This is a genomic window from Cytobacillus oceanisediminis 2691, from assembly GCF_000294775.2.
In the GTDB taxonomy this organism is placed as follows: domain Bacteria; phylum Bacillota; class Bacilli; order Bacillales; family Cytobacillaceae; genus Cytobacillus; species Cytobacillus pseudoceanisediminis.
Genome location: NZ_CP015507.1, coordinates 198,124 through 217,776, shown reverse-complemented (window position 1 = coordinate 217,776; position 19,653 = coordinate 198,124). Strand labels below are relative to the sequence as shown.

General features: G+C 34.4%; 23 protein-coding genes and 1 pseudogene. 22 read left to right on the top strand and 2 right to left on the bottom strand.

The genetic code is table 11. The features are described 5' to 3' along the window. Nucleotides 1-16 precede the first annotated feature (16 nt). The 22 genes and pseudogenes from A361_RS28225 to A361_RS28125 all read left to right on the top strand — a co-directional run bounded on the left by A361_RS28225 (nucleotide 17) and on the right by A361_RS28125 (nucleotide 18,254). Complete coding sequence (locus A361_RS28225; protein WP_016204396.1) at nucleotides 17-250, top strand: glutaredoxin family protein; 234 nt, start codon at nucleotides 17-19, stop codon at nucleotides 248-250. Between the two features lie 12 nt (nucleotides 251-262). Beyond that, entirely contained in the window at nucleotides 263-655 is a 393-nt protein-coding gene (locus tag A361_RS28220) for a DsrE/DsrF/DrsH-like family protein (RefSeq protein WP_016204395.1), read from the top strand. A 52-nt stretch (nucleotides 656-707) separates the two neighbouring features. Then, nucleotides 708-1,835, top strand: a complete 1,128-nt coding sequence (locus A361_RS28215; protein ID WP_016204394.1) for an MBL fold metallo-hydrolase — start codon at nucleotides 708-710, stop codon at nucleotides 1,833-1,835. Nucleotides 1,836-1,861: 26 nt separating this feature from the next. Continuing rightward, entirely contained in the window at nucleotides 1,862-2,089 is a 228-nt protein-coding gene (locus A361_RS28210; RefSeq protein ID WP_016204393.1) for a sulfurtransferase TusA family protein, read from the top strand. A 52-nt stretch (nucleotides 2,090-2,141) separates the two neighbouring features. Continuing rightward, nucleotides 2,142-2,918: a sulfite exporter TauE/SafE family protein gene (locus A361_RS28205; RefSeq protein WP_016204392.1), complete on the top strand. Its 777-nt coding sequence runs from the start codon at nucleotides 2,142-2,144 to the stop codon at nucleotides 2,916-2,918. Nucleotides 2,919-2,970: 52 nt separating this feature from the next. Beyond that, a complete protein-coding gene (locus A361_RS28200) occupies nucleotides 2,971-3,318 on the top strand; it encodes a DsrE/DsrF/DrsH-like family protein (protein ID WP_016204391.1) in 348 nt (115 codons plus the stop codon). Nucleotides 3,319-3,332: 14 nt separating this feature from the next. Then, a complete protein-coding gene (locus A361_RS28195; protein WP_016204390.1) occupies nucleotides 3,333-3,713 on the top strand; it encodes a peroxiredoxin family protein in 381 nt (126 codons plus the stop codon). Nucleotides 3,714-4,032: 319 nt separating this feature from the next. Beyond that, complete coding sequence (locus A361_RS28190) at nucleotides 4,033-4,425, top strand: rhodanese-like domain-containing protein (protein WP_019380827.1); 393 nt, start codon at nucleotides 4,033-4,035, stop codon at nucleotides 4,423-4,425. Nucleotides 4,426-4,650: 225 nt separating this feature from the next. Further along, a complete protein-coding gene (locus tag A361_RS28185; protein WP_016204387.1) occupies nucleotides 4,651-5,313 on the top strand; it encodes a hypothetical protein in 663 nt (220 codons plus the stop codon). A gap of 19 nt (nucleotides 5,314-5,332) precedes the next feature. After that, nucleotides 5,333-6,058, top strand: coding sequence for a cytochrome c biogenesis CcdA family protein (locus A361_RS28180; RefSeq protein ID WP_019380828.1), 726 nt, complete (start codon nucleotides 5,333-5,335; stop codon nucleotides 6,056-6,058). After that, a complete protein-coding gene (locus A361_RS28175) occupies nucleotides 6,055-6,621 on the top strand; it encodes a peroxiredoxin family protein (protein WP_016204386.1) in 567 nt (188 codons plus the stop codon). The genes A361_RS28180 and A361_RS28175 overlap by 4 nt, the downstream gene beginning before the upstream one ends. Before the next feature lie 26 nt (nucleotides 6,622-6,647). Beyond that, complete coding sequence (locus tag A361_RS28170; protein WP_016204385.1) at nucleotides 6,648-7,247, top strand: class I SAM-dependent methyltransferase; 600 nt, start codon at nucleotides 6,648-6,650, stop codon at nucleotides 7,245-7,247. A gap of 47 nt (nucleotides 7,248-7,294) precedes the next feature. Beyond that, on the top strand, nucleotides 7,295-7,444 hold the full coding sequence (locus A361_RS30145; protein ID WP_019380829.1) for a hypothetical protein: 150 nt from the start codon (nucleotides 7,295-7,297) through the stop codon (nucleotides 7,442-7,444). A 7-nt stretch (nucleotides 7,445-7,451) separates the two neighbouring features. Beyond that, a complete protein-coding gene (locus A361_RS28165) occupies nucleotides 7,452-8,639 on the top strand; it encodes an MFS transporter (RefSeq protein WP_236888094.1) in 1,188 nt (395 codons plus the stop codon). Nucleotides 8,640-8,763: 124 nt separating this feature from the next. Next, nucleotides 8,764-9,715, top strand: a pseudogene (gene trxB / locus A361_RS28160) (thioredoxin-disulfide reductase). A 1,200-nt stretch (nucleotides 9,716-10,915) separates the two neighbouring features. Continuing rightward, the gene (locus A361_RS28155) at nucleotides 10,916-11,296 is read left to right on the top strand and encodes a DUF4257 domain-containing protein (protein ID WP_019380832.1); all 381 of its coding nucleotides are present in this window, start codon (nucleotides 10,916-10,918) and stop codon (nucleotides 11,294-11,296) included. Between the two features lie 121 nt (nucleotides 11,297-11,417). Then, the gene (locus A361_RS28150; protein WP_019380833.1) at nucleotides 11,418-11,672 is read left to right on the top strand and encodes a hypothetical protein; all 255 of its coding nucleotides are present in this window, start codon (nucleotides 11,418-11,420) and stop codon (nucleotides 11,670-11,672) included. 844 nt (nucleotides 11,673-12,516) lie between these two features. Continuing rightward, entirely contained in the window at nucleotides 12,517-13,086 is a 570-nt protein-coding gene (locus A361_RS28145; RefSeq protein WP_236888093.1) for a polysaccharide deacetylase family protein, read from the top strand. Nucleotides 13,087-13,353: 267 nt separating this feature from the next. Continuing rightward, nucleotides 13,354-14,253 carry a hypothetical protein gene (locus tag A361_RS28140; protein WP_019380835.1) on the top strand — a complete coding sequence of 300 codons (900 nt, stop codon included), beginning with the start codon at nucleotides 13,354-13,356 and terminating at the stop codon, nucleotides 14,251-14,253. Nucleotides 14,254-14,408: 155 nt separating this feature from the next. Continuing rightward, nucleotides 14,409-14,636, top strand: a complete 228-nt coding sequence (locus tag A361_RS28135; protein ID WP_019380836.1) for a DUF2187 family protein — start codon at nucleotides 14,409-14,411, stop codon at nucleotides 14,634-14,636. A gap of 619 nt (nucleotides 14,637-15,255) precedes the next feature. After that, nucleotides 15,256-16,908, top strand: coding sequence for an NlpC/P60 family protein (locus A361_RS28130; RefSeq protein ID WP_019380840.1), 1,653 nt, complete (start codon nucleotides 15,256-15,258; stop codon nucleotides 16,906-16,908). Between the two features lie 635 nt (nucleotides 16,909-17,543). Continuing rightward, complete coding sequence (locus A361_RS28125; RefSeq protein WP_019380841.1) at nucleotides 17,544-18,254, top strand: YwmB family TATA-box binding protein; 711 nt, start codon at nucleotides 17,544-17,546, stop codon at nucleotides 18,252-18,254. 158 nt (nucleotides 18,255-18,412) lie between these two features. Here the strand turns inward: A361_RS28125 and A361_RS28120 are convergent, their stop codons facing one another. Together A361_RS28120 and A361_RS28115 are read right to left on the bottom strand one after the other, a co-directional pair. Next, nucleotides 18,413-18,736 (bottom strand): AbrB/MazE/SpoVT family DNA-binding domain-containing protein, encoded by a 324-nt coding sequence (locus tag A361_RS28120; protein WP_019380842.1) that lies wholly within the window; start codon nucleotides 18,734-18,736, stop codon nucleotides 18,413-18,415. A gap of 21 nt (nucleotides 18,737-18,757) precedes the next feature. After that, nucleotides 18,758-19,441, bottom strand: a complete 684-nt coding sequence (locus A361_RS28115) for a response regulator transcription factor (RefSeq protein ID WP_019380843.1) — start codon at nucleotides 19,439-19,441, stop codon at nucleotides 18,758-18,760. Nucleotides 19,442-19,653 lie beyond the last annotated feature (212 nt).

Here is a 19,653-nt window from a genome sequence, read left to right as displayed (position 1 = left end):
GGAGGGGAAATTTGATATGAGCACAGTAACGGTATACACAACCACACGCTGTCCGTATTGTGTTATGCTAAAGAACTTTTTGGCAGATCAAACTATACCTTTTAAAGAGGTAAATGTTGAAGAAAACCCAGAGATTATGAACCAACTAGTCGCAAAGACCGGACAACTGGGTGTGCCTCAAACAGAGGTAAATGGCAAGTGGGTTGTTGGTTATGATCCAAATAATATAATGCTAGCATTAAGAAACTAGGAGGAATTAAGAATGAGTAAAGTAGCAATTATAGCAAGTAATGGTGGATTATTTGATGCATATAAAGTTTTTAATATCGCAACAGCTGCAGCAGCATCTGATCAGGAAGTTGCCATATTCTTTACATTTGAAGGATTAAACTTAATTCATAAAGAGGCATACACACAACTACCAATGCCAGAGGGGAAAGAGCATTTTGCTGAAGGGTTTGCAAAAGCAAACGTACCAGCTATACCTGAGTTAGTGGCAATGGCACAAGAAATGGGTGTCAAATTCATTGGTTGCCAAATGACAATGGATGTGATGGGATTAGAAAAGGAAGCATTTGTGGATGGAATTGAAGTGGGTGGAGCTGTAACCTTTTTAGAATTTGCAAAAGATGCAGATGTAACTCTTACGTTTTAATAAAAATTAATTATTTTTTTGAATTTAAATATACCATAGGGGGTAAAATGATATGACTGTAAAGGCTATGACTTCAAAAGAAGTAACAAAAAAAGTATTTAATAAAGAACCATTATTTATTCTAGACGTTCGTAATGAAAGTGACTTTCAAGATTGGAAAATTGAAGGAGAAAACTTCGACTATTATAATATTCCGTATTTCGAGTTACTGGATGGAGTGGAAGGAATCTTAGATAAAATCCCGGCTAATCAAGAAGTTTTAGTCGTTTGTGCAAAAGAAGGATCTTCATTAATGGTGGCAGAGATGTTATCAGAACAAGGATTAACGGCTTCTTACCTGCAAGGTGGGATGAAAGCGTGGAGTGAGTACTTAGAGCCTGTGAAGGTCGGGGACTTAAACGATGGAGGTGAAGTGTATCAGTTCGTTCGTATCGGTAAGGGCTGCCTATCTTACATGGTCGTCTCAAATGGGGAAGCAGCTATCATCGATGCAACTCGTATGACTGATATTTATCTTGATTTTGCAAAAGAAATTGGTGCAAAAATTACGCATGTATTTGATACGCATCTTCATGCTGACCACATTTCTGGTGGAAGAGTCATTGCTGAGAGAACAGGTGCTACGTATTGGTTACCACCAAAGGATGCAACAGAAGTCACATTTGAGTATAAGCCTTTAGAAGATGGAAATGTGGTAACAATCGGAAATACTGCCATCGATATTCATGCCCTGTATTCTCCAGGTCACACAATTGGTTCTACATCGTTTGTTGTGGATTCTCAGTTCTTATTATCAGGTGATATCCTATTCATCGATTCAATCGGCAGACCAGACTTAGCTGGGATGGCAGAAGACTGGGTAGCAGATTTAAGAGAAAGTTTGTACATCCGTTACAGAGAGCTTTCAGAAGAACTAGTTGTTCTACCAGCGCACTTTATGATCATTGATGAATTGAATGACGATGGTAGTGTATCAGAAAAATTAGGGACACTATTTGCAAAAAATCATGGTCTAAACATCGAGGACGAAAATGAATTCAGAAAATTAGTAACAGAAAACCTACCACCACAACCAAATGCGTATCAAGAAATTCGTGAAACTAACATGGGGAAAATTAACCCAGATGATGAAAAACAACGTGAAATGGAAATTGGACCAAACCGTTGTGCGGTTCGATAAAAACTTATTTTAGGAGGAATAACGAAATGGAAGCAACTAAAGTATTAGACGCAAAAGGATTAGCATGTCCAATGCCAATTGTAAAAACAAAAAAGGCAATCAATGAATTAGCATCAGGTGAAATTCTAGAAATTCATGCTACTGATAAAGGTGCTAAAAACGACCTAACAGCTTGGGCAAAATCTGGTGGTCATGAACTAATTAAGCATGAAGAAGAAAATGATGTATTTAAATTTTGGATTAAAAAAGGTTAAAAAATAAGGGGAGCCTATGTAGGGTTCCCTTTTTTCAAAAGGAGGTAACACCATGGATTTTGGATTCATCATTACGATTTTCTTAATAGGATTTATTGGATCATATGTTTCAGGAATGTTAGGAATCGGCGGGTCTATTATTAAATACCCAATGTTATTATATATTCCACCGTTATTTGGCTTAGCAGCATTTACTGCACATGAAGTTTCAGGCATAAGTGCGATTCAAGTATTCTTTGCAACTATTGGTGGAGTTTGGGCTTACCGAAAAGGTGGATATTTAAATAAAACGTTAATTATGTATATGGGTGCTAGTATTTTAGTGGGTAGTTTTGTTGGAGGATTTGGATCAAAGTTAATGTCTGAAGGAGGCATTAATTTAATTTATGGGATATTAGCCTTAATTGCAGCAGTGATGATGTTTATTCCGAAAAAGGGAATAGACGACATTCCATTAGATCAGGTGAAATTTAACAAATGGCTTGCAGCACTATTAGCCCTTATTGTAGGGGTGGGGGCTGGGATCGTTGGAGCAGCAGGAGCCTTTTTATTAGTGCCAATCATGTTAGTGGTATTAAAAATTCCAACAAGAATGACGATCGCTTCTTCTCTAGCGATTACGTTTATTTCATCAATCGGAGCGACAGTAGGTAAAATTACGACCGGACAAATTGACTACTTCCCAGCTTTTATTATGATCGTTGCAAGTTTAATTGCTTCCCCATTGGGTGCAATGGCTGGAAAAAAAGTAAATACCAAAGTGTTGCAAGTCATTTTAGCGTTATTAATTGGAGCTACTGCCGTTAAGATTTGGTTAGATATTTTGTAAAAACAGGGGAAAATAAAGTGTATTCATAGTAGGTTTGAAAGAAGGGGTTATAATGACGAACAAGAAATTTGTTTATTTTGTATCGTTAAGCTCAAATGTTCCCTATGTGTTGAAGAAATCAATCGAAATGGTTGAACAAAAAAATGAAGTCGCCATATTTTTTGATCTTGATGGAGCGCGTGTTTTAGATAAACGTTATTTAAAAAGAATGACGAGAACACATGGAGTAGATCTATCCTTACTTTTTAACTTGGCTTTAAATGCGGGAATTAAATTGTATGGTTGTCAAATGAATGTGTTAATTGCTGATGGTTTGGAATTAATAGAAGGGGCAGAACTCGCGGGCGTTGTTACCTTTTTAGAAACAGCCTACCAAGCTGATGCTGTTTTAAGTTTTTAAGAGGGGGACTAAACATGAATACGAAAAAAGTTGTCGTTTTAGCACTTCATGATGAATTAGAGTCTGCTTACCCACCTTTAAATGTTGCTGTTGGAGCTGCTTCATCCGGGGCTGATGTGATCTTAGCCTTCTCACGAAAAGGAGTAAACATTTTAGATCAAAAATACATTCCTATTCCATCGGATGGAATTGAATACTTGTCTAATGCTCTAGCTGATTTTAACGCACCTTCAATTAACGATTTACTTGAGATAGCTGTTGAATCTGGCGTTAAATTTTATGTGGTGGACTTAGATATAAAGGACCATACGCAATTTAAGTACCCAGCTGAGCAAGTCCCCATTAAATGGGTTTTAAATGAGGCAGTTTCAGCGGATTTGTTTGTACATTTTTAAATATTGAGGAGGAATAACGTTGATTAAAATTACAGATGCTGCGATATCAAAAATAAAACAAGAAGTTAAAGATGTAAAAAAACCATTTATTCGTCTTGCAATGGGCATTGGTTGAGGGGGACCTCAGCTTCGTCTGGCTCTGGAAGAGTCAGCTTTAGAAAATGATGAGATTATTGAACAAGATGGCATAAGTTTTTTAGTACATGAAACAAGTAAACCATATTTTAATAATGTCAAAATTGATTATACCAAGACCATATTGGGTGGCGGGCAATTTATTGTCCTTACACTATAAGTACATCTGAAAGCAGGAGTTTCCTTGAAGATTAAAACAATAGCATTATATCTACCCCTTGTCATTTTAGTATTATATTTTGGCTATACCCAGTTTGAAAATAATAGCATTAAAACAATTTCAATTAATGAGTTGGAGCAAAAATTACAGGATCCCAAATCAAGTAACATAATCTTTGTTGATGTGCGTGAACCCCATGAATATGAAGCAGGTCATATTAAAGGGATGAAAAACATTCCACTAAGCACATTAAAATCCGATTATAAAGGTCTTTCTAAAGATGCGGAAATCGTTCTATTGTGCAGAAGTGGGAAACGAAGTCTTCAAGCTGCAAACATTTTAAAAGACTATGGTTATGGTAATGTTGTAAGTGTAAGTGGCGGTATTCAAGAATGGCAGGGAGAAATTATAAAATAAGTAATGGAGTAGGCTGATAATATGAATAAAGATCATAACAACTGTGGCAAAGGTAGTTGAGGAATTCCTAACAAAAAATCACGGTCATTTTTCCCACCCATATGACCAGGGATTTTAGTCTGGCTCCTGGTAGGAGTCATCGTCTTGTTTCAAAGAATCTTTTAAGAAGAGGGGCTAAACAGCCCCTTTTTGTGTAAACATCAAGCAATTTTTTTGGAGGTACCCATGGATATCATTCAAATCGGTTCATTTACGATTCTCCTTAAATGGTTTCTTCTTGGAGTGGCAATTCTATTTGGAATAGTTTTTATAAAAGTATTGCTCCTACGCTTACCGAATAGGGAACATAATAAGGCAGTATTTGACTTATTAACTAATAGCGTGTTTTTAGGCTTTTTTATTTGGAAAGGTAGCTTACTTCTTACGGAACCTTCATTAGTAATAAAAAGTCCTTTGTCGTTGTTGTATTTTACAGGAGGAAGAAGTGGCTTAATTTTAGCTATTATTTTTTCAATCTACTACTTTATTTATAAAGCAAGGAAATTAGATATTTCAATGCTAGTTACTTTGAAATACGGCTTACTATTTAGTTTTTCAGTGCTGTCTGTCTATCACTTTTTATCCGCCACCTTTGTAGAGGATAATTTCATTTATCATGTTCTTTTTGGCATTTATTCGTTGACTAATTTGATACTCATTCTAGTTCAAAAAATTCTATCCTCATATAAATCATTTTTTTCTGTCATCGTCTTATTTTCATTCTACAAAATAATACTCTCATTGGTTCTAATCAATGAAAATACGATTTTTATTTTCTCGATGGAGCAGTGGTTTTTTGTAGGATTAATAATCTTGTCTCTTTACCTTTGGGATAGAAAACTACAGTAGAAAGATAGGTGGGTAAGAATTGGAAAATATCACAATATTTTTTGCATTAACTGCAGGGGTACTTTCATTTTTTTCACCTTGTGTGTTTCCATTAATTCCTGCATATGTTGCTCATTTAACCGATGGTTCAGTAAAAGATGGAAAAGTAAATACCCAGAAGAGTGTCCTGTTTTCTCGTTCAATAAGTTTTATCTTTGGATTTAGTATTGTATTTGTGTTACTAGGAGCTTCAGCAAGTGTTGTAGGACAAATATTTTTAGATAATAAGAAATTAATTCAAATGATAGGGGGATTCCTCATCATTATTTTTGGGTTACAGATGCTTGGTGTGTTTAAAATAAAGTTTTTAATGACTGAAAAACGGTTTGATTATAATAGGAAGTCCAAAGCTAGTTCTCTAAAATCATTTATCCTTGGTTTAGCATTTGGATCAGGATGGACACCTTGTGTAGGACTTGCTTTATCGTCCATTTTATTACTGGCTAGTTCAACTGAAACGATTTATTCTGGCATGTTTTTATTATGGATATACGCCTTAGGTCTAGGCATTCCTTTTCTCATGTTATCTTTTCTTGTGACATACTCTTTAAATGTGATTAAAAGAATCAATAAGGTTTTACCAAAGCTTTCGTTAGTTAATGGAGTAATCCTTATCATAATGGGATTGTTATTATTCACTGGTCAAATGGAAAAGATCAGTGCTTATCTCTCTACATTCACGATTTTTGAAGGAGTGGGATTATGAACAAACAAATACTCGTCTTAGTAGGTTTGATTGGTCTTTTAGGTTGGGGAGTATATGACTATGCATTTTCAGAAAAAGACAATATGGATGAAACCTCCCTTAACAATCGAATAGAAAATAATGATTTAATTAGTGGAATAAAAGAAGGAAATTTGGCACCTGAATTTCAACTCCAGACTTTAGAAGGAAGAGAAGTAAAACTGTCTGACTATAAAGGAAAGAAAGTCATTTTAAATTTTTGGGCTACTTGGTGTCCTCCTTGTAAAGCTGAAATGCCTCATATGCAAGAATTTTATCTAGATCAACAAAATGAAAATGTAGAAATTTTAGCAGTTAATTTAACTACTGCAGAAAAGAACACAAATGATATTGGAAAATTTGTAAAAGATTATGGATTAACTTTTCCAATACTGCTTGATACTAAAGGCGATACAGGAGAAACATATCAAGCTTTTACGATCCCAACAAGTTATATAATTGATTCGCAGGGGATTGTTCGAAAGAAAATTGTCGGACCGATGGATAAGGAAATGATGGAGCAATTAATAAAAAGTATTGACTAAAAAATTAAATCAAAGGAGAACAAGCTATGAATTCCTGGAATGATCGATTTAAAAATGAGAATTATGTTTATGGAACTAATCCAAACGTATTTCTTGCGGATGTCCATAAAAAATTAAACCTATCAGGAGATGCATTGGCTATTGCTGAAGGAGAAGGTAGAAATGCAGTCTACTTGGCGCAACAAGGAATGAATGTAACTGCATGGGATTATGCGCAATCCGGACTGGCTAAAACAGAAAAGCTTGCCAAGGATAGAAATGTAACAGTTCAAACAAAGCTTGTAGACTTAAATGAAGCTAACTGGGATAAAGAGCAGTGGGATGAATTGATTTGTATTTTTGGTCACTTTCCAGAGGCATTACGTACAAAAACACTTGAAGGTGTTAAAGATGCAGTTAAACCAGGTGGTTATTTTATTTCAGAGGTGTATTCGGTTTATCAGCTACCATACAAAAGTGGAGGACCACAAAACGTAGAACTACTTTATAAACCAGAAGAGTTTTTAAGCGTTTTTTTTGATTGGCGGATTGTTCACTTTTTTATGGGCGAGGTTGTAAGGAATGAAGGAGAACTTCATAATGGTTTGTCACATGTTATTCAGTTTGTGGCGCAAAAAAGAGAATAAAATAACTTTGGAGTTGCCTTCAGCAACTCTTTTGGTGGTGAATACAAGTGGAAAATACAATGGAGAATATAATGTTTTATGGTATGGGTGGATTAATTATGACCATTTTTTGGGTAGTTATTTTTGTTGGTGGAGGCTATTTTGTATACACATTCATGAAAAATAAAGAAAACGGACATGAAGATAACACAAAATAGTCGTGAAATGAGTGAATTGATAATGAAAAATCCTATTTTTATTGTTTTATTTATGAATACCGTCTTCTCAGGTGTGTTAGCTTTTTCAAACTTATATATAAACATTTTTTTATGGAATCAAGGAGCAAGTCTTTCTACTATAGGAGTATACAATGCCTCGGTTTTTGTATCTGTGTTCATAGGAACAATGATAGGGGCATATACGATGAGGTGGATGAATAGTCGAATGACGTTTGTTTTATCTTCTTCCTTTCTACTAGCGGTGTTCGGATTACTCATAAGTAAAGAAGAGAATGTAATAGGATATATTATCATTTTAGGTACTTTATATGGTACAGCTGTAGGATTGTATTATTCTGGATTTAATCTTTATTCAATATTATTAACCAACCCTGAAAATAGGCAACTTTTTATGGGGATGGAGCAAGGTATGAACCGGATCACCGCAGTCTTAACACCATTAATATTTTCTTATTTAATTCTTTATTATGATTATAATGAAACATTTCGATTAATATTTGTTATGTTGATTATTCAAGTGATTATAAGTTTATTTACACCAAAATATAAAAGCAACTTCAATATTTCATCCTTACGGTATAAAGATATATGGAAGGAGTATAAAGCTGTTCTCGTTTCTATAGTGGCTTTTGGTTTCTTTCAAAGTATAATTCAACTCGCATCCAGCATTCTCTTATTTCAATATGTTCAGAAGGAAACGATTGTTGGATGGTTAAACACATTATTTGCAATTACAGGAATCTTAACACTTGTTTTCATAAGCCGTCCACGACTTGTAAAAAGTAGAATGAAGGTAACGTATGTAGGTGCTATATTAGCGACCGTCATGACTATTTTTTTATTTTTCCCGAGTTTTTCAACATTGATTATTTTTAATGTATTGGCAGCAATTGCTTTACCTCTAATATGGATCCCGGTTAGTGTTATTCATTATACAAAGATTAAGGAGCTAGCTTGCGAGTCAGAGGTGGATTGTGATATTGGATTAACGGCTCACTATCTGTTAATTAGGGAGTTTATGCTCAATGTGGGGCGTACTTCCTTTTATTTATTCCTTATTATGGGGCTAGATTTTACACAGGGATATCATTACATACCAATCTTTTTATTTTCTTTGGTTATTCCACTAGTAATATATATATGTAATAAAGGTCTGTTTAGAGAACTAGGTTAATTGTTATGGAATTGCTAGTGTAGTAACTCTTCCTACCTTTTAGTTTTATTTTACTCCTTGGGTAAATAAAGAAAAGATGGGATAAGATAATCGTAAAATATTAAAATCAGTGGAGGATATAATCGTGGAAAAAGTCGTTATTTTAGGAACGGGTCCTGCAGGTTTAACAGCTGCTATTTATTTAGCAAGAGCAAATATGAAACCAATTGTTATAGAAGGAGATCAACCAGGCGGCCAATTAACACTAACAACTGAAGTTGAAAACTTTCCTGGTTTTATTAATGGCATTATGGGACCAGAACTCATGGATAATATGAGAAAACAAGCAGAACGTTTTGGAGCTGAGTTTAAAAGAGGATGGGTAACTAACGTTGATTTTTCGAAAAAACCGTATACCTTACAAGTAAACGGAAAAGCAGAAATTGTAACAGAGTCTCTCATCCTTTCAACAGGTGCTTCAGCTAAACTTTTAAATATTCCTGGAGAGAAGGAAAACATCGGGCGAGGAGTGAGTACCTGTGCAACCTGCGATGGATTCTTCTTTAGAGGAAAAAAGGTAATTATTGTAGGCGGTGGGGACTCTGCGATGGAGGAAGCAAGTTTTTTAACTAAATTTGCAAATGAAGTCATTATCGTGCATAGAAGGACTGAACTCCGAGCCTCAAAAATTATGCAGGACCGCGCAAGAGAAAATACAAAGATTACTTGGGAATTAAATAAAACACCTATCGAAGTTTTGGCAGGAGGGAATGGCGTTACAGGTTTAAAAGTGAAGAATAATGAGTCTGGAGAAGATGAAGTGATACAAACAGATGGGATATTTGTAGCGATTGGACATACACCTAATACCGGTTTTTTAAATGGTCAAATTGAAACCGATGAAACGGGTTATATCAATGTTAAGTCTGGAACAACAGAAACGAATATTCCTGGAGTTTTTGCATGTGGGGATGTTCAAGATAAAAAATACCGGCAAGCCATTACAGCCGCAGGTACAGGTTGTATGGCAGAATCTAGATGCAGAAAGGTACGTAGAAGGTAGTGCTGTTCACGACTGGAGTAAAACATTTAGTTGAGTGGATAGTAAAAAACATTACAAAAAGTAGAAAAAACGAGATTGAATCTCGTTTTTTTAATTAGAAGTTCGTTAAATTATGTTAAGTCCAATTTCTATTTCCTTAATCTCCATAAACATCTACTTTTTCTACACTAGTTTGTAGTAATGGTTCAGCGCCTTGGGGTGGAATTGAATCAATAGTATCCCTAATGTTTTGAATCGACTTCTCAGGTTTTTGCTTCTGTATTAACATCGGCAATAATTTTTTCCATTCAGTCCTTTCCTTTTCTTCGTTAAGGTCTTCTATTTCGATTAATCCAGCAGTATATGCTTCTTTTTATGGGCGAAGTTTTACTCCAAGAGGGGGAGCTTCATAATGGATTGTTTCACGTCATTAAATTCGTAGGGCAAAAAAGAGTATCGGTAAAAAAGAATGTATTATTGATCGAGACAAATGCAGATTAGAGACAAGCAATTTTTTCCCATGATATGGTGAATATAGTATAAAGAGGGAAAGCTCTAAATAAAAAAAGTAAAGAAAGGTCCTTTAATTATACATAGAATTTCTTTACTGCACAGTACAAAAATACTGTTCAACAAGAAAATTATATTCTACAATCAGGCGCTTTAATTGAGAAATGAAAAAAGCCTAGTTTCTTCACAGTTAATTGAGAAATTAGGCTTTTTGATATTGAAATTTCCTTAACGTTGTAAATCCGCATTTTCCTGACGCTACCCCAAATAGAAAAGAGGGCGTGATATGAAAGAACTCAAGTTAAATCTGATGCATTTAGATGAGTCAAATAATAAGGAAATTATAATTTAGATAAAAGGAAAGTCCAAAAGTGAACTTGAGCTGACTTTGCAAGCCATTGATGTTCTGATCCATTCCATTGAGGATACCTGTAGGGAAGATCCAGAATGTTACAAGGAAGCTTCTATAAGAATAAAATCTGCATTAAAAAGTACCGATGAATGGGTGAGTTAAAACTAGATATAGTAAAATATTGATAAAGCTAGAAATTTATAGTAAAATATTTCTGTGAGTATTTTTTTCTATTAATTTTTTTGCAGTCTATTGAAGACTAGCGGGAACGCTTAAAAGTTACGGCCTTTGTGGTCGATGGAACATTACTTTATTTGTAATGTCTTTCTATCGCCCAAAGGTCGTTTTTTTGTGCAAATTTTCAAGACAAAAAACGAAAGGGTGAGGTAAAATATGTTAACAAAGATATTAATAGCAGCAGGGATAGGTTCAGTGATGGGCGTATTATCTCATGCTAAGAGGAATAACACCATTAAAAAACCAAGAAACACAAAAAGAACATTCTATCCAGGTTTTTTAACTGATATGGCTTATGGGGCATTGGCTGCCGTCGCAGTTGTTATTGTGGCAGACCCTAATGGTATGGAAAGAGTAATATTGACTTCTATCTTAGGCGGCTATGCTGGAGAAGGTGCAATTGCCAAATTAGAAGCGTCAAATCAGCAAGCTAATATTGATTCGGTTAAGAGCAATTTGGAAAAATTAAACGAATCTTTGCCTGCTCCTGAACCGAAAGACAATGAGTCCTCAGCAAAACAAGAGAAAGAACAATAAACAAGCATTGTTCTTTTTTACATATTTTGCAAGAAAAATATGATATAATTACCGTAACAATTAAACGATATCTAAAAGGAGACTGAATCTTAGCAAATAAAACCCGAAAGGAGATGCCAAGATGCAACTTAAGGACTTTCTAAATGCTAATGAGCTTGAGAAGTTTAATGAACTTCAACTTGAACTACTTGATGCCCATAACAAGAAGGAGAGGATCTTAATTCAGGCTGAGATTGACGAAATCTTAAATACAGCGAGAAGTCGGTACGAATCTTTAATGAGCGGAAATAAAGAACAGGCTTCAACCTATGAACTTATTAGAGCAACGTCACCTTTTGTCCGGATTAAAGGAAAGAAAGAGCATGTATTACAATGAAAAAAGCTGTATTCCATCATATTGTGGGATACAGCTTTTTTAGTTTGTAGATAGCACTATTGAATCGAGTTAAGGCCATCCAGCGTCTTTAGATAATAGTCCGCCGATTATTGGATTAGGCGGTTGTGTACCTTTCCTAAGCAGTAGAAAACATATTTTTAGGGATATACTCGATCAAGTAACAAAGAGACACCCTAATGTTTGTTTTATGGATTAGGCTTAGCAGATGAAATGCTCCTGGATTTTTATCTATTCTCTGTAGACACTACAAGCTAAACAAAATATTCATTTCTTATTAGGACTTGAAGAAATAAAAAACAGGTAGCTATCTTTTACAGAACTGAAAGTGGCATAAATACCATTTAAGCTGAACTTTTGAACAGCTGTTGATTTAAAATAAAGTAGGATAATTTGTAGTAAAATTCGATAATTTATATTAAAGATTAATTAAAATTCCTGAATCAATACAGGAATTTTTTATTCGCAATCGTGCCATTTTCTTGAATAACTCTCGATAAGTAAATTATATAAAACGTGCAATAAAAATAATTTGGGATTATCAAAGTCACAATTGATCAATGGTAGATGGAATATATAATATTGGAGAAATTATAATAATCCTATGTTTTTGAGGAATAATAAATTGAAATGTAATAACAAGAATAAAGCGAGGAGTTTTATGAAAAAGGTTGCAATGTTTCTCCTATGTCTTCTTATATTAATTCTTCCATCACAAGTTTTTGCCCAACGTAAAGTACCAATTTTAATATATCATTCAATTGACGAATATAAAGGGCAGGGTTCTAAGGAGTTATATGTAACACCGAAGAATTTCGAGAAACAAATGATTTATCTAAGAGACCATGGCTACACATTATTAACTTTTGATCGATGGCCAGACATTTATAAAGTAAACAAACCCATTTTCATTACCTTTGATGATGGATACAAAAACAATCTGAATGCATTTGGTATCTTTCAAAAACTGAAAAACGAACGTTTTAAACCAACTGGTACCATTTTTGTTATATCTGACTTTATCGGTCGCTCCAACCGATTATCGGAATCGGATTTAAAAATGATGGCTGATTCGGGGATCATATCAATTCAGTCTCATACTGCTACACATCCTGATTTGACGAAAATGAAAAATTTTGAATATGAACTGAAAGGGTCAAAAGATAAAATTCAAAAAGTTACAGGCAAACCAGTTAATGCTCTTGCGTATCCATACGGAAATTTCAGTAACAAGATCGTAGCAGAAACGAAGAAATACTACTTATTTGGACTTACGACAACTCCTGAACTATTTTCTGAGAAGGGTATAAAAGACGAATACTATCTCTTACCACGGATCTATATCAAGTATTCAACTACTCTTGATGACTTTGCAAAGATCGTTGACGGAGAATGAAGGCGGTTACTATACCAGGTAATCGTTTTTTCTTTTGGAACGAAGCAGGTTAGTTAGAGTGTTATTTATCTTGTGTCCAACTTTCGAATAACTTAATAAGATTGTTAATGGGTGAACTTAAACGAATTTATATTTCAAAACAACATCAGCTTTTTTTATCCCACAAAAATATTATTGTGAAATTCTACAATGAAAACTTTTGGGTGTTCTTATGATGAAGATACGAGTTGAAACTCTACACTTAACCTTATGGGAGGAAAGAAGAACATGAAGAAAAAATTATTGAGCATTACTCTGGCTTCCGCAATAACTCTTAGTGGAGCCGCAGCATTACCAACAGGAGCTTCTGCTACCTCTAATTTATCGAGTAACTTAGGAGTAGTTGAAATTAGTACCAGCCTAATAAAAACCGAGGTAGCAGCATTTGATGAGTTTCAAAAAGCAACCTGGGAAAATATTAATATTGGTACTAAAAAAGTGGGTGAAAAGAATAAATTCCAGATCGAACTTTCTGAGATTCAAAAACTTGCGAAAGTAAAAGACGCTGAAGTAAATCTTGAAAGAGCAAAAGCAGAGTTCAATCAATTAAGAACTAAAAATCCTCAATTAGCGAAACAAAAACTTGATGAAGCCCATAGGAAGTTTGAGCAAGCAAGAGTAAGAGCCGGAGAAGAGTTTAAGCTTCAAGCACAGAAAATACAGACTGATTTCGCAAGAGAGAGAAGCAAAATTAAATCAATGACTTCACAAAACGATAAAGTGATAAAAGATAAGGGCACTAAGGTTCGTAAGACTACTGGCGTTGAAGAGGTACAAAATGCTATTGTACTAGTCAATGAGTATAAAAATTTTAAAGTGGATAGTATCCAGGATCAGGCTGTTGCCGAAAGAGAAATAAATAAAATAACTGCTGAGATCTTAGAGCGCCAATATTTTATCAACAAAGTAGATACAGAAATCATGAAAATAAAAAATATCTTAAGTGAAAAAGGGTACCGCGCTAAAATAGATTCTTTAAATAAAGAGTACCAGCTGCAAAGCAAGAAATTGCAAGACCAATATGCAAAAATTAGAGTTAATGAGAATCAGCGTTACCAAGTGGTCAATAAACGGGCCCAAGATTCAATCTCCTTATTAAAACTAAGGCTCAAGTCAGTTAGTAAGTAATTTTTGTTTTATCCTTTCTTAGATATATGTTAATCTGGTTTTAATTAAACTTATCTAATGGGAGAACCCACGTTACAGAATGTATAAACCTCATTCTGCAATTGTAGGTTTTCTTTTTTTGTATTTAAGAGAGGATAGTTTATAGGAGGATAAGGATGATAAAAAAATTAGATAGAAAATCGAAAGCACAAGTTGGTGAAGAAATCTTATTCACAAGACAAGGAAAGGAGCATGAAGGAATAGTTTATAAAGTCCAGGACAACAGTGTCCTTGTGGTAATATCAAATGATTCCAAGGAGTGTTTAGGTTACGAAAACAACAACACTGTGGTTGCTCATAAAAACTACTGTGTGTTGAAACCAGCTAAAAGATTTCACAATTAAAAACATCACATTATGATATTTTAATAGTATTATGAATTTGTGTTTTGGAGGCAAGCGTGGAACTGAAAAAACAGATTGATCATTTAGATCATAAAAGTACTAACGAGAATACTGATATCGTAAATTTAAAAGAAATTCACATGAGAAAATGGATAAGACTGCAGCTCGACTTGAATAATTCATCTATTCCCCGAACAATGTATGAGTCCTTATAGAGAATATATTTTTTCCTTATACAACACTCGAATCTTAAAATCATTGATTTTATAGATACTGATTGTCTTATCAAGTATATAATGCAAAATGCAAAGAATGAGTTCAAAGACGTTACTCTTAAACAAACCATTAAAGATATAAAGCATCTACTACATTTCCTTATAAATATTAGAGGGATTAAACACCCACCCAAAATTGATCTCTCTCTCCAAAATATAGACTTATGGACAAGACTATAATACTCTCAATCTTAACAATCATTCCGTAAGTACCAATCTTGTAGGTAGATGTAATTTTCGCTATGATATATTTAATAAAATAAACTATAAAATGGGAATTCCCCAAGAGCACACAGTGAACACCTTACTGTGTCTCTTGGGGTTTTTTTGTTTGGAGGGAAGTCATGAAAAGATTAGCAACATTATCAGCTGCCCTTGTTATAGGTGTAGGCAGTCTCCCAGATCCTGTCCTTGCAGAAACAAACAGTACTGTTTCTAGGATTGAGGAACAAATTGAAGGTATACAGCAGCAAATAGTTAAAATGGATAGCACCATTAATCAATTTCAGAATGAGAAGACCGTTTTAAAGAATCATATCGATAGATTAAAAACGGCCATATTAGATAACCGCGAGAAGATAAAAGAAGCTAGAGAGGAGAGCTTTCGACTAGAAACTGAAATTCAAGAACTGAAACTAAATATCAAGCCCCTGCAAGATAGAATTTCTATAATTCCAACTTATGATTCAACACTTTTGCCAACTCACCAAAGGTTCCAACTGATTCCTTCAGCATTGGAAACGACAAAACAGATTATAACTGAAACTGAAACACTTAATATGTTAATAGAGAAAGAAGAAGCAATTACATCTAAATTAAAAAAGCAGCAAAGCCTGGAACTCGAATTAAAGGGTATGGCTGAACTTTTAAGTGAGCAAATCGCTGAAAAAGATAAGCTTCTTTCGGAATTAGAATTTAAGGAAAAACAAAATCATGAAGCTAAAGAAACCTTGGAAAAAGAAAGCCAAATGCTCTCTAAACAAAAGACAGTCGTTGAAAGGGCGATTGAAAATGAAAAGGCTCGGCAGAATGGGACTTTAGGAGATTTACAAGTGGATAAACCTAGAACATCAATTGTTGTTTCAGCGCATCCTAAAGGCCAGGTTCCTCCTGAATATATGAAGTATTATCTTCATGCTGAAAAAGAATATAAGATCCCTTGGTACTACTTGGCCTCCCTACATGGAATAGAAACTGATTTTTCTAGGCACCAAACAATGTTTTCATCAGTAGGAGCAGTAGGTCACATGCAGTTCATGCCGGCAACTTGGGTAGGTCATAGGTATGAAACAAGCGGCGGGTTAGTCGCCCCTGACATTGATATAACGGATTTAACCTTTATTAAGGCGGGTTCTGGGTACGGAGTAGATGCAGATAATGACGGTATAGCAAGCACTTGGAGTATCGCTGATAGCGTGGCCTCTGCCGCTAAATATCTCGCTAGTCATGGATTCAAAAAAGATGTGAGGAAGGCGATATGGCACTATAACCACGCTGATTGGTATGTAGATAAGGTCATTGCACAAGCAGAAGTATACAAAAACAGCATGAAGGTTAATGAAAATGGTGAAGTTAATATAACTCCTGGTGCAGACAATGACGTAACCACTATAGGTAGCCGGTGGATAAATAATTCAGTGTATGTTTTTGGGGGTGGAAGAAACCAAAACGATATTAAAATGGGAAGATTCGATTGTTCTAGCTTTGTCCATTGGGCCTTTTCTCAGGTCGGTGTTAAATTGGGTGAATTAACATCTGTCAGTACTGAAACACTTAAACACATAGGTACTACCATTAATGTGGAGGAAATGCAGCCGGGTGATCTCGTGTTCTTTGACACATACAAAAAGGATGGCCACGTGGGTATATATATAGGTGGTGGGAAATTTATAGGAGCTCAAAGTTCTACTGGAGTAGCGATTGCAAATATAAATGAAGGCTACTGGAAGGAAAAATTTAATAAAAGGGTAAAACGCATTGATTACGTCAAAAGGTAAGTTTCTAAACGTGGTTGTTAGAAAGTAGGAAGCGTATTTATAAGCTTCTCCTGTATTTTTATTTGCTATATGAAGAGATGCCTCTGACGGGATTCGAACCCGCACTCCTTTCGTAAGCATAGGCTAGGGGAGAACACGCTTCCCTACGGAATTTCACCGGCTAGGAATTTCACCTGCCTCAGCTAATTTGCTTTTCGGTGCTTCTGAAACCCTTGCCTTGCGACCCGGTTTCTACAATGTTTTCCGGCGCTCTTCCCTTCTAAAGCTACAGAGGCATTTTTGTATTATATTCTATAACTTTATGGAGTATCAATAAAATTTTTCTTTACTTAAGAAGAATTATTCTAGTTTCCTAGGAAAAAAATTATACGGGTAAAGCGAATTGATTTGAAATAGGAAACTCTAATAAATATTTTGAAAAATATTATATACATAATTATTAATAGTTTTCCATACTTTCTGCATATTAATTATTTATTATAAAGGTCTAGGACAAATACCCACCCTCTATATGTAATAGTAAGAAGAAGCACACTCAAGGGGGTGCTTTTTCTTATAATCATTTCTACTAATCTAAAAAATCTCACGAATATTATTAGATAATTTGTCCATACTAACAAAGAGGAGGGTTGGATATGAAAGAAGCATTTTTTAGCATATCATTAGCAGTATTTTTAATATTTTTCTATGGTCAGGTTGGACAGGGTAAAGATGATAACCTCTTATACATTGTAAATAGTTTAGATGAAATGAACGCAAAAATAAGTGAATGGTCTATGTATTATAAGTATGATGTAAGGTATTCAGATTCCTTAAGCACTTTTAGAGAGCATGAAGCCACTCTGAAAAATAAATATCCCAACTTTCAATGGGAAGAAAATAGAGTCAAAGATCACCACATAATATTAACCGGAAAGTTAAACAGAAAAGATACCCGAGAGCAAATTGTTCTTACAGTACTAAAAGATGGAAACAGGTTTAAACTTTTACAAACATATAGTTATACTAGTGAAATTTGGTCACAAGATGAGTACCTAAGACTAACTAATATTTTTGAAAACAAACATAACCTTTACTTTACTGTAAAGTCTAATATAATGCCTTCTAAGCATCAGAAATTAAGTGATAAGGCCAATAACATCTTGGATAAACTTTCATCACAACCAGTTGAACAACTTGTAGAGGAAAACTTTGTTTCCGTCTCAGCTTATAAAAATTCCTGGGAAAATTTCTTATTAACTAGGAATAATGAAAAAATGAACTTACAATTAGGTTTGAGAAAAAATCATGAAGATAAATTGATAAGCATTACAATTGGAAGCCCTATTATTACAATTGAGTATTAAAAAGGGAATAGGAATCTTAATAAACATAGCTTGCTTTTAGTCTATTTTACAAATTTTAGTTTAAGAGTTTGCATCTATTATTGTCATCAAAAGAAAAGGGAGCTGTCCAGCTCCCAGATATTGAACTTATATTTTAGTGTAAGATTTAATTAAAATTATTAATGATAATTCCTTAGCTGACCTTGATATTCAATATAATCTAAATTTGCAATTGAAATAGAACCTTTTTTTGAATGAGCTTCTAAAGATAAAAGGGAATTTGGATATATTTTTAACATTCTTCTCAGCTCAGTTGGAATAGAGAACTTCCCGTTCCTAAAAATTACTTTATTTAAATGATCATCTTCGTGGTGTTTGCTAATCAGTAACCGCCCGGCCTCCATATATATATAGACATACTCTCCATCATTTACACCCAATTTTTTCTTAAGTGATAACGGAACTGAGATTTGACCATTTTTTGATAACTTTTTAATATACAAGGAATCTTCATCCTTTCTATTCTACAAATTTCCGTTGGAATTCCATTTATATCCTGTTCCCCAAACTGTAATTAAATGATGATCTACGGGATAATCAGACTGCCTTAACTTATCTCGGATATTTCTTATATGCGAATCAATCGTCCTGTTATCTGTCTGGTCATTATTCTCCCAGATACTTTTTAACAGTGCTTCACGGGAAAACACATAGTTGGGCTTTTTTAGCATGGTACCTAAAAGGGCAAATTCCTTCGGGGTTAAGGGGATTGATGTTCCGTTATAAGTAAGATCAAATCCGCTTTCATCCCACAATAATCCTTGAAAGGAAAGCCCCCTCTTCTTGGGAATAGTAGTCCTTCTTATTAAAGCCTCTACTCTCGCTAACAGTTCTTCCTCATTAAAAGGTTTGATAATATAATCGTCCGCTCCTAGCTTAAACCCAGTGAGTATCTCTTTTTTTTCTTTTTTGGTTGTCAAAATTATGATTGGTACATTAGAAATTTTTCGAATCTCTTTGCAGACTGTCCAACCATCTATATTAGATAATGAAATCTCTAGTAATACTAACGACACATTTTCTGAAGTTAGGCATGTTATTGCATGCTTGATAGAGTGTGGACGCACACATTGATAGTATGGTAAGAAAAGCTCTCTTAAATAGTTAATCACTCCTTGATCTTCATCAATAATCATGATCTTATTCATTTCAGTTACTCCTCATTTGGTAATATCCTTAAAGTTACTTTACAAAAAAAATATGAAGAAATTTTGCATTATTATTAACTTCTATAAAAATTCTTAGGTGTTTTCTTTGGAAATTGAAATCTATAAGCATTCCTTCTATGTGGAAATTTATTCGTGGATTAAGGAGTAGTTAACAAAGGGATAAACAAGATAAGGAGGAAACTTTGAAGAGA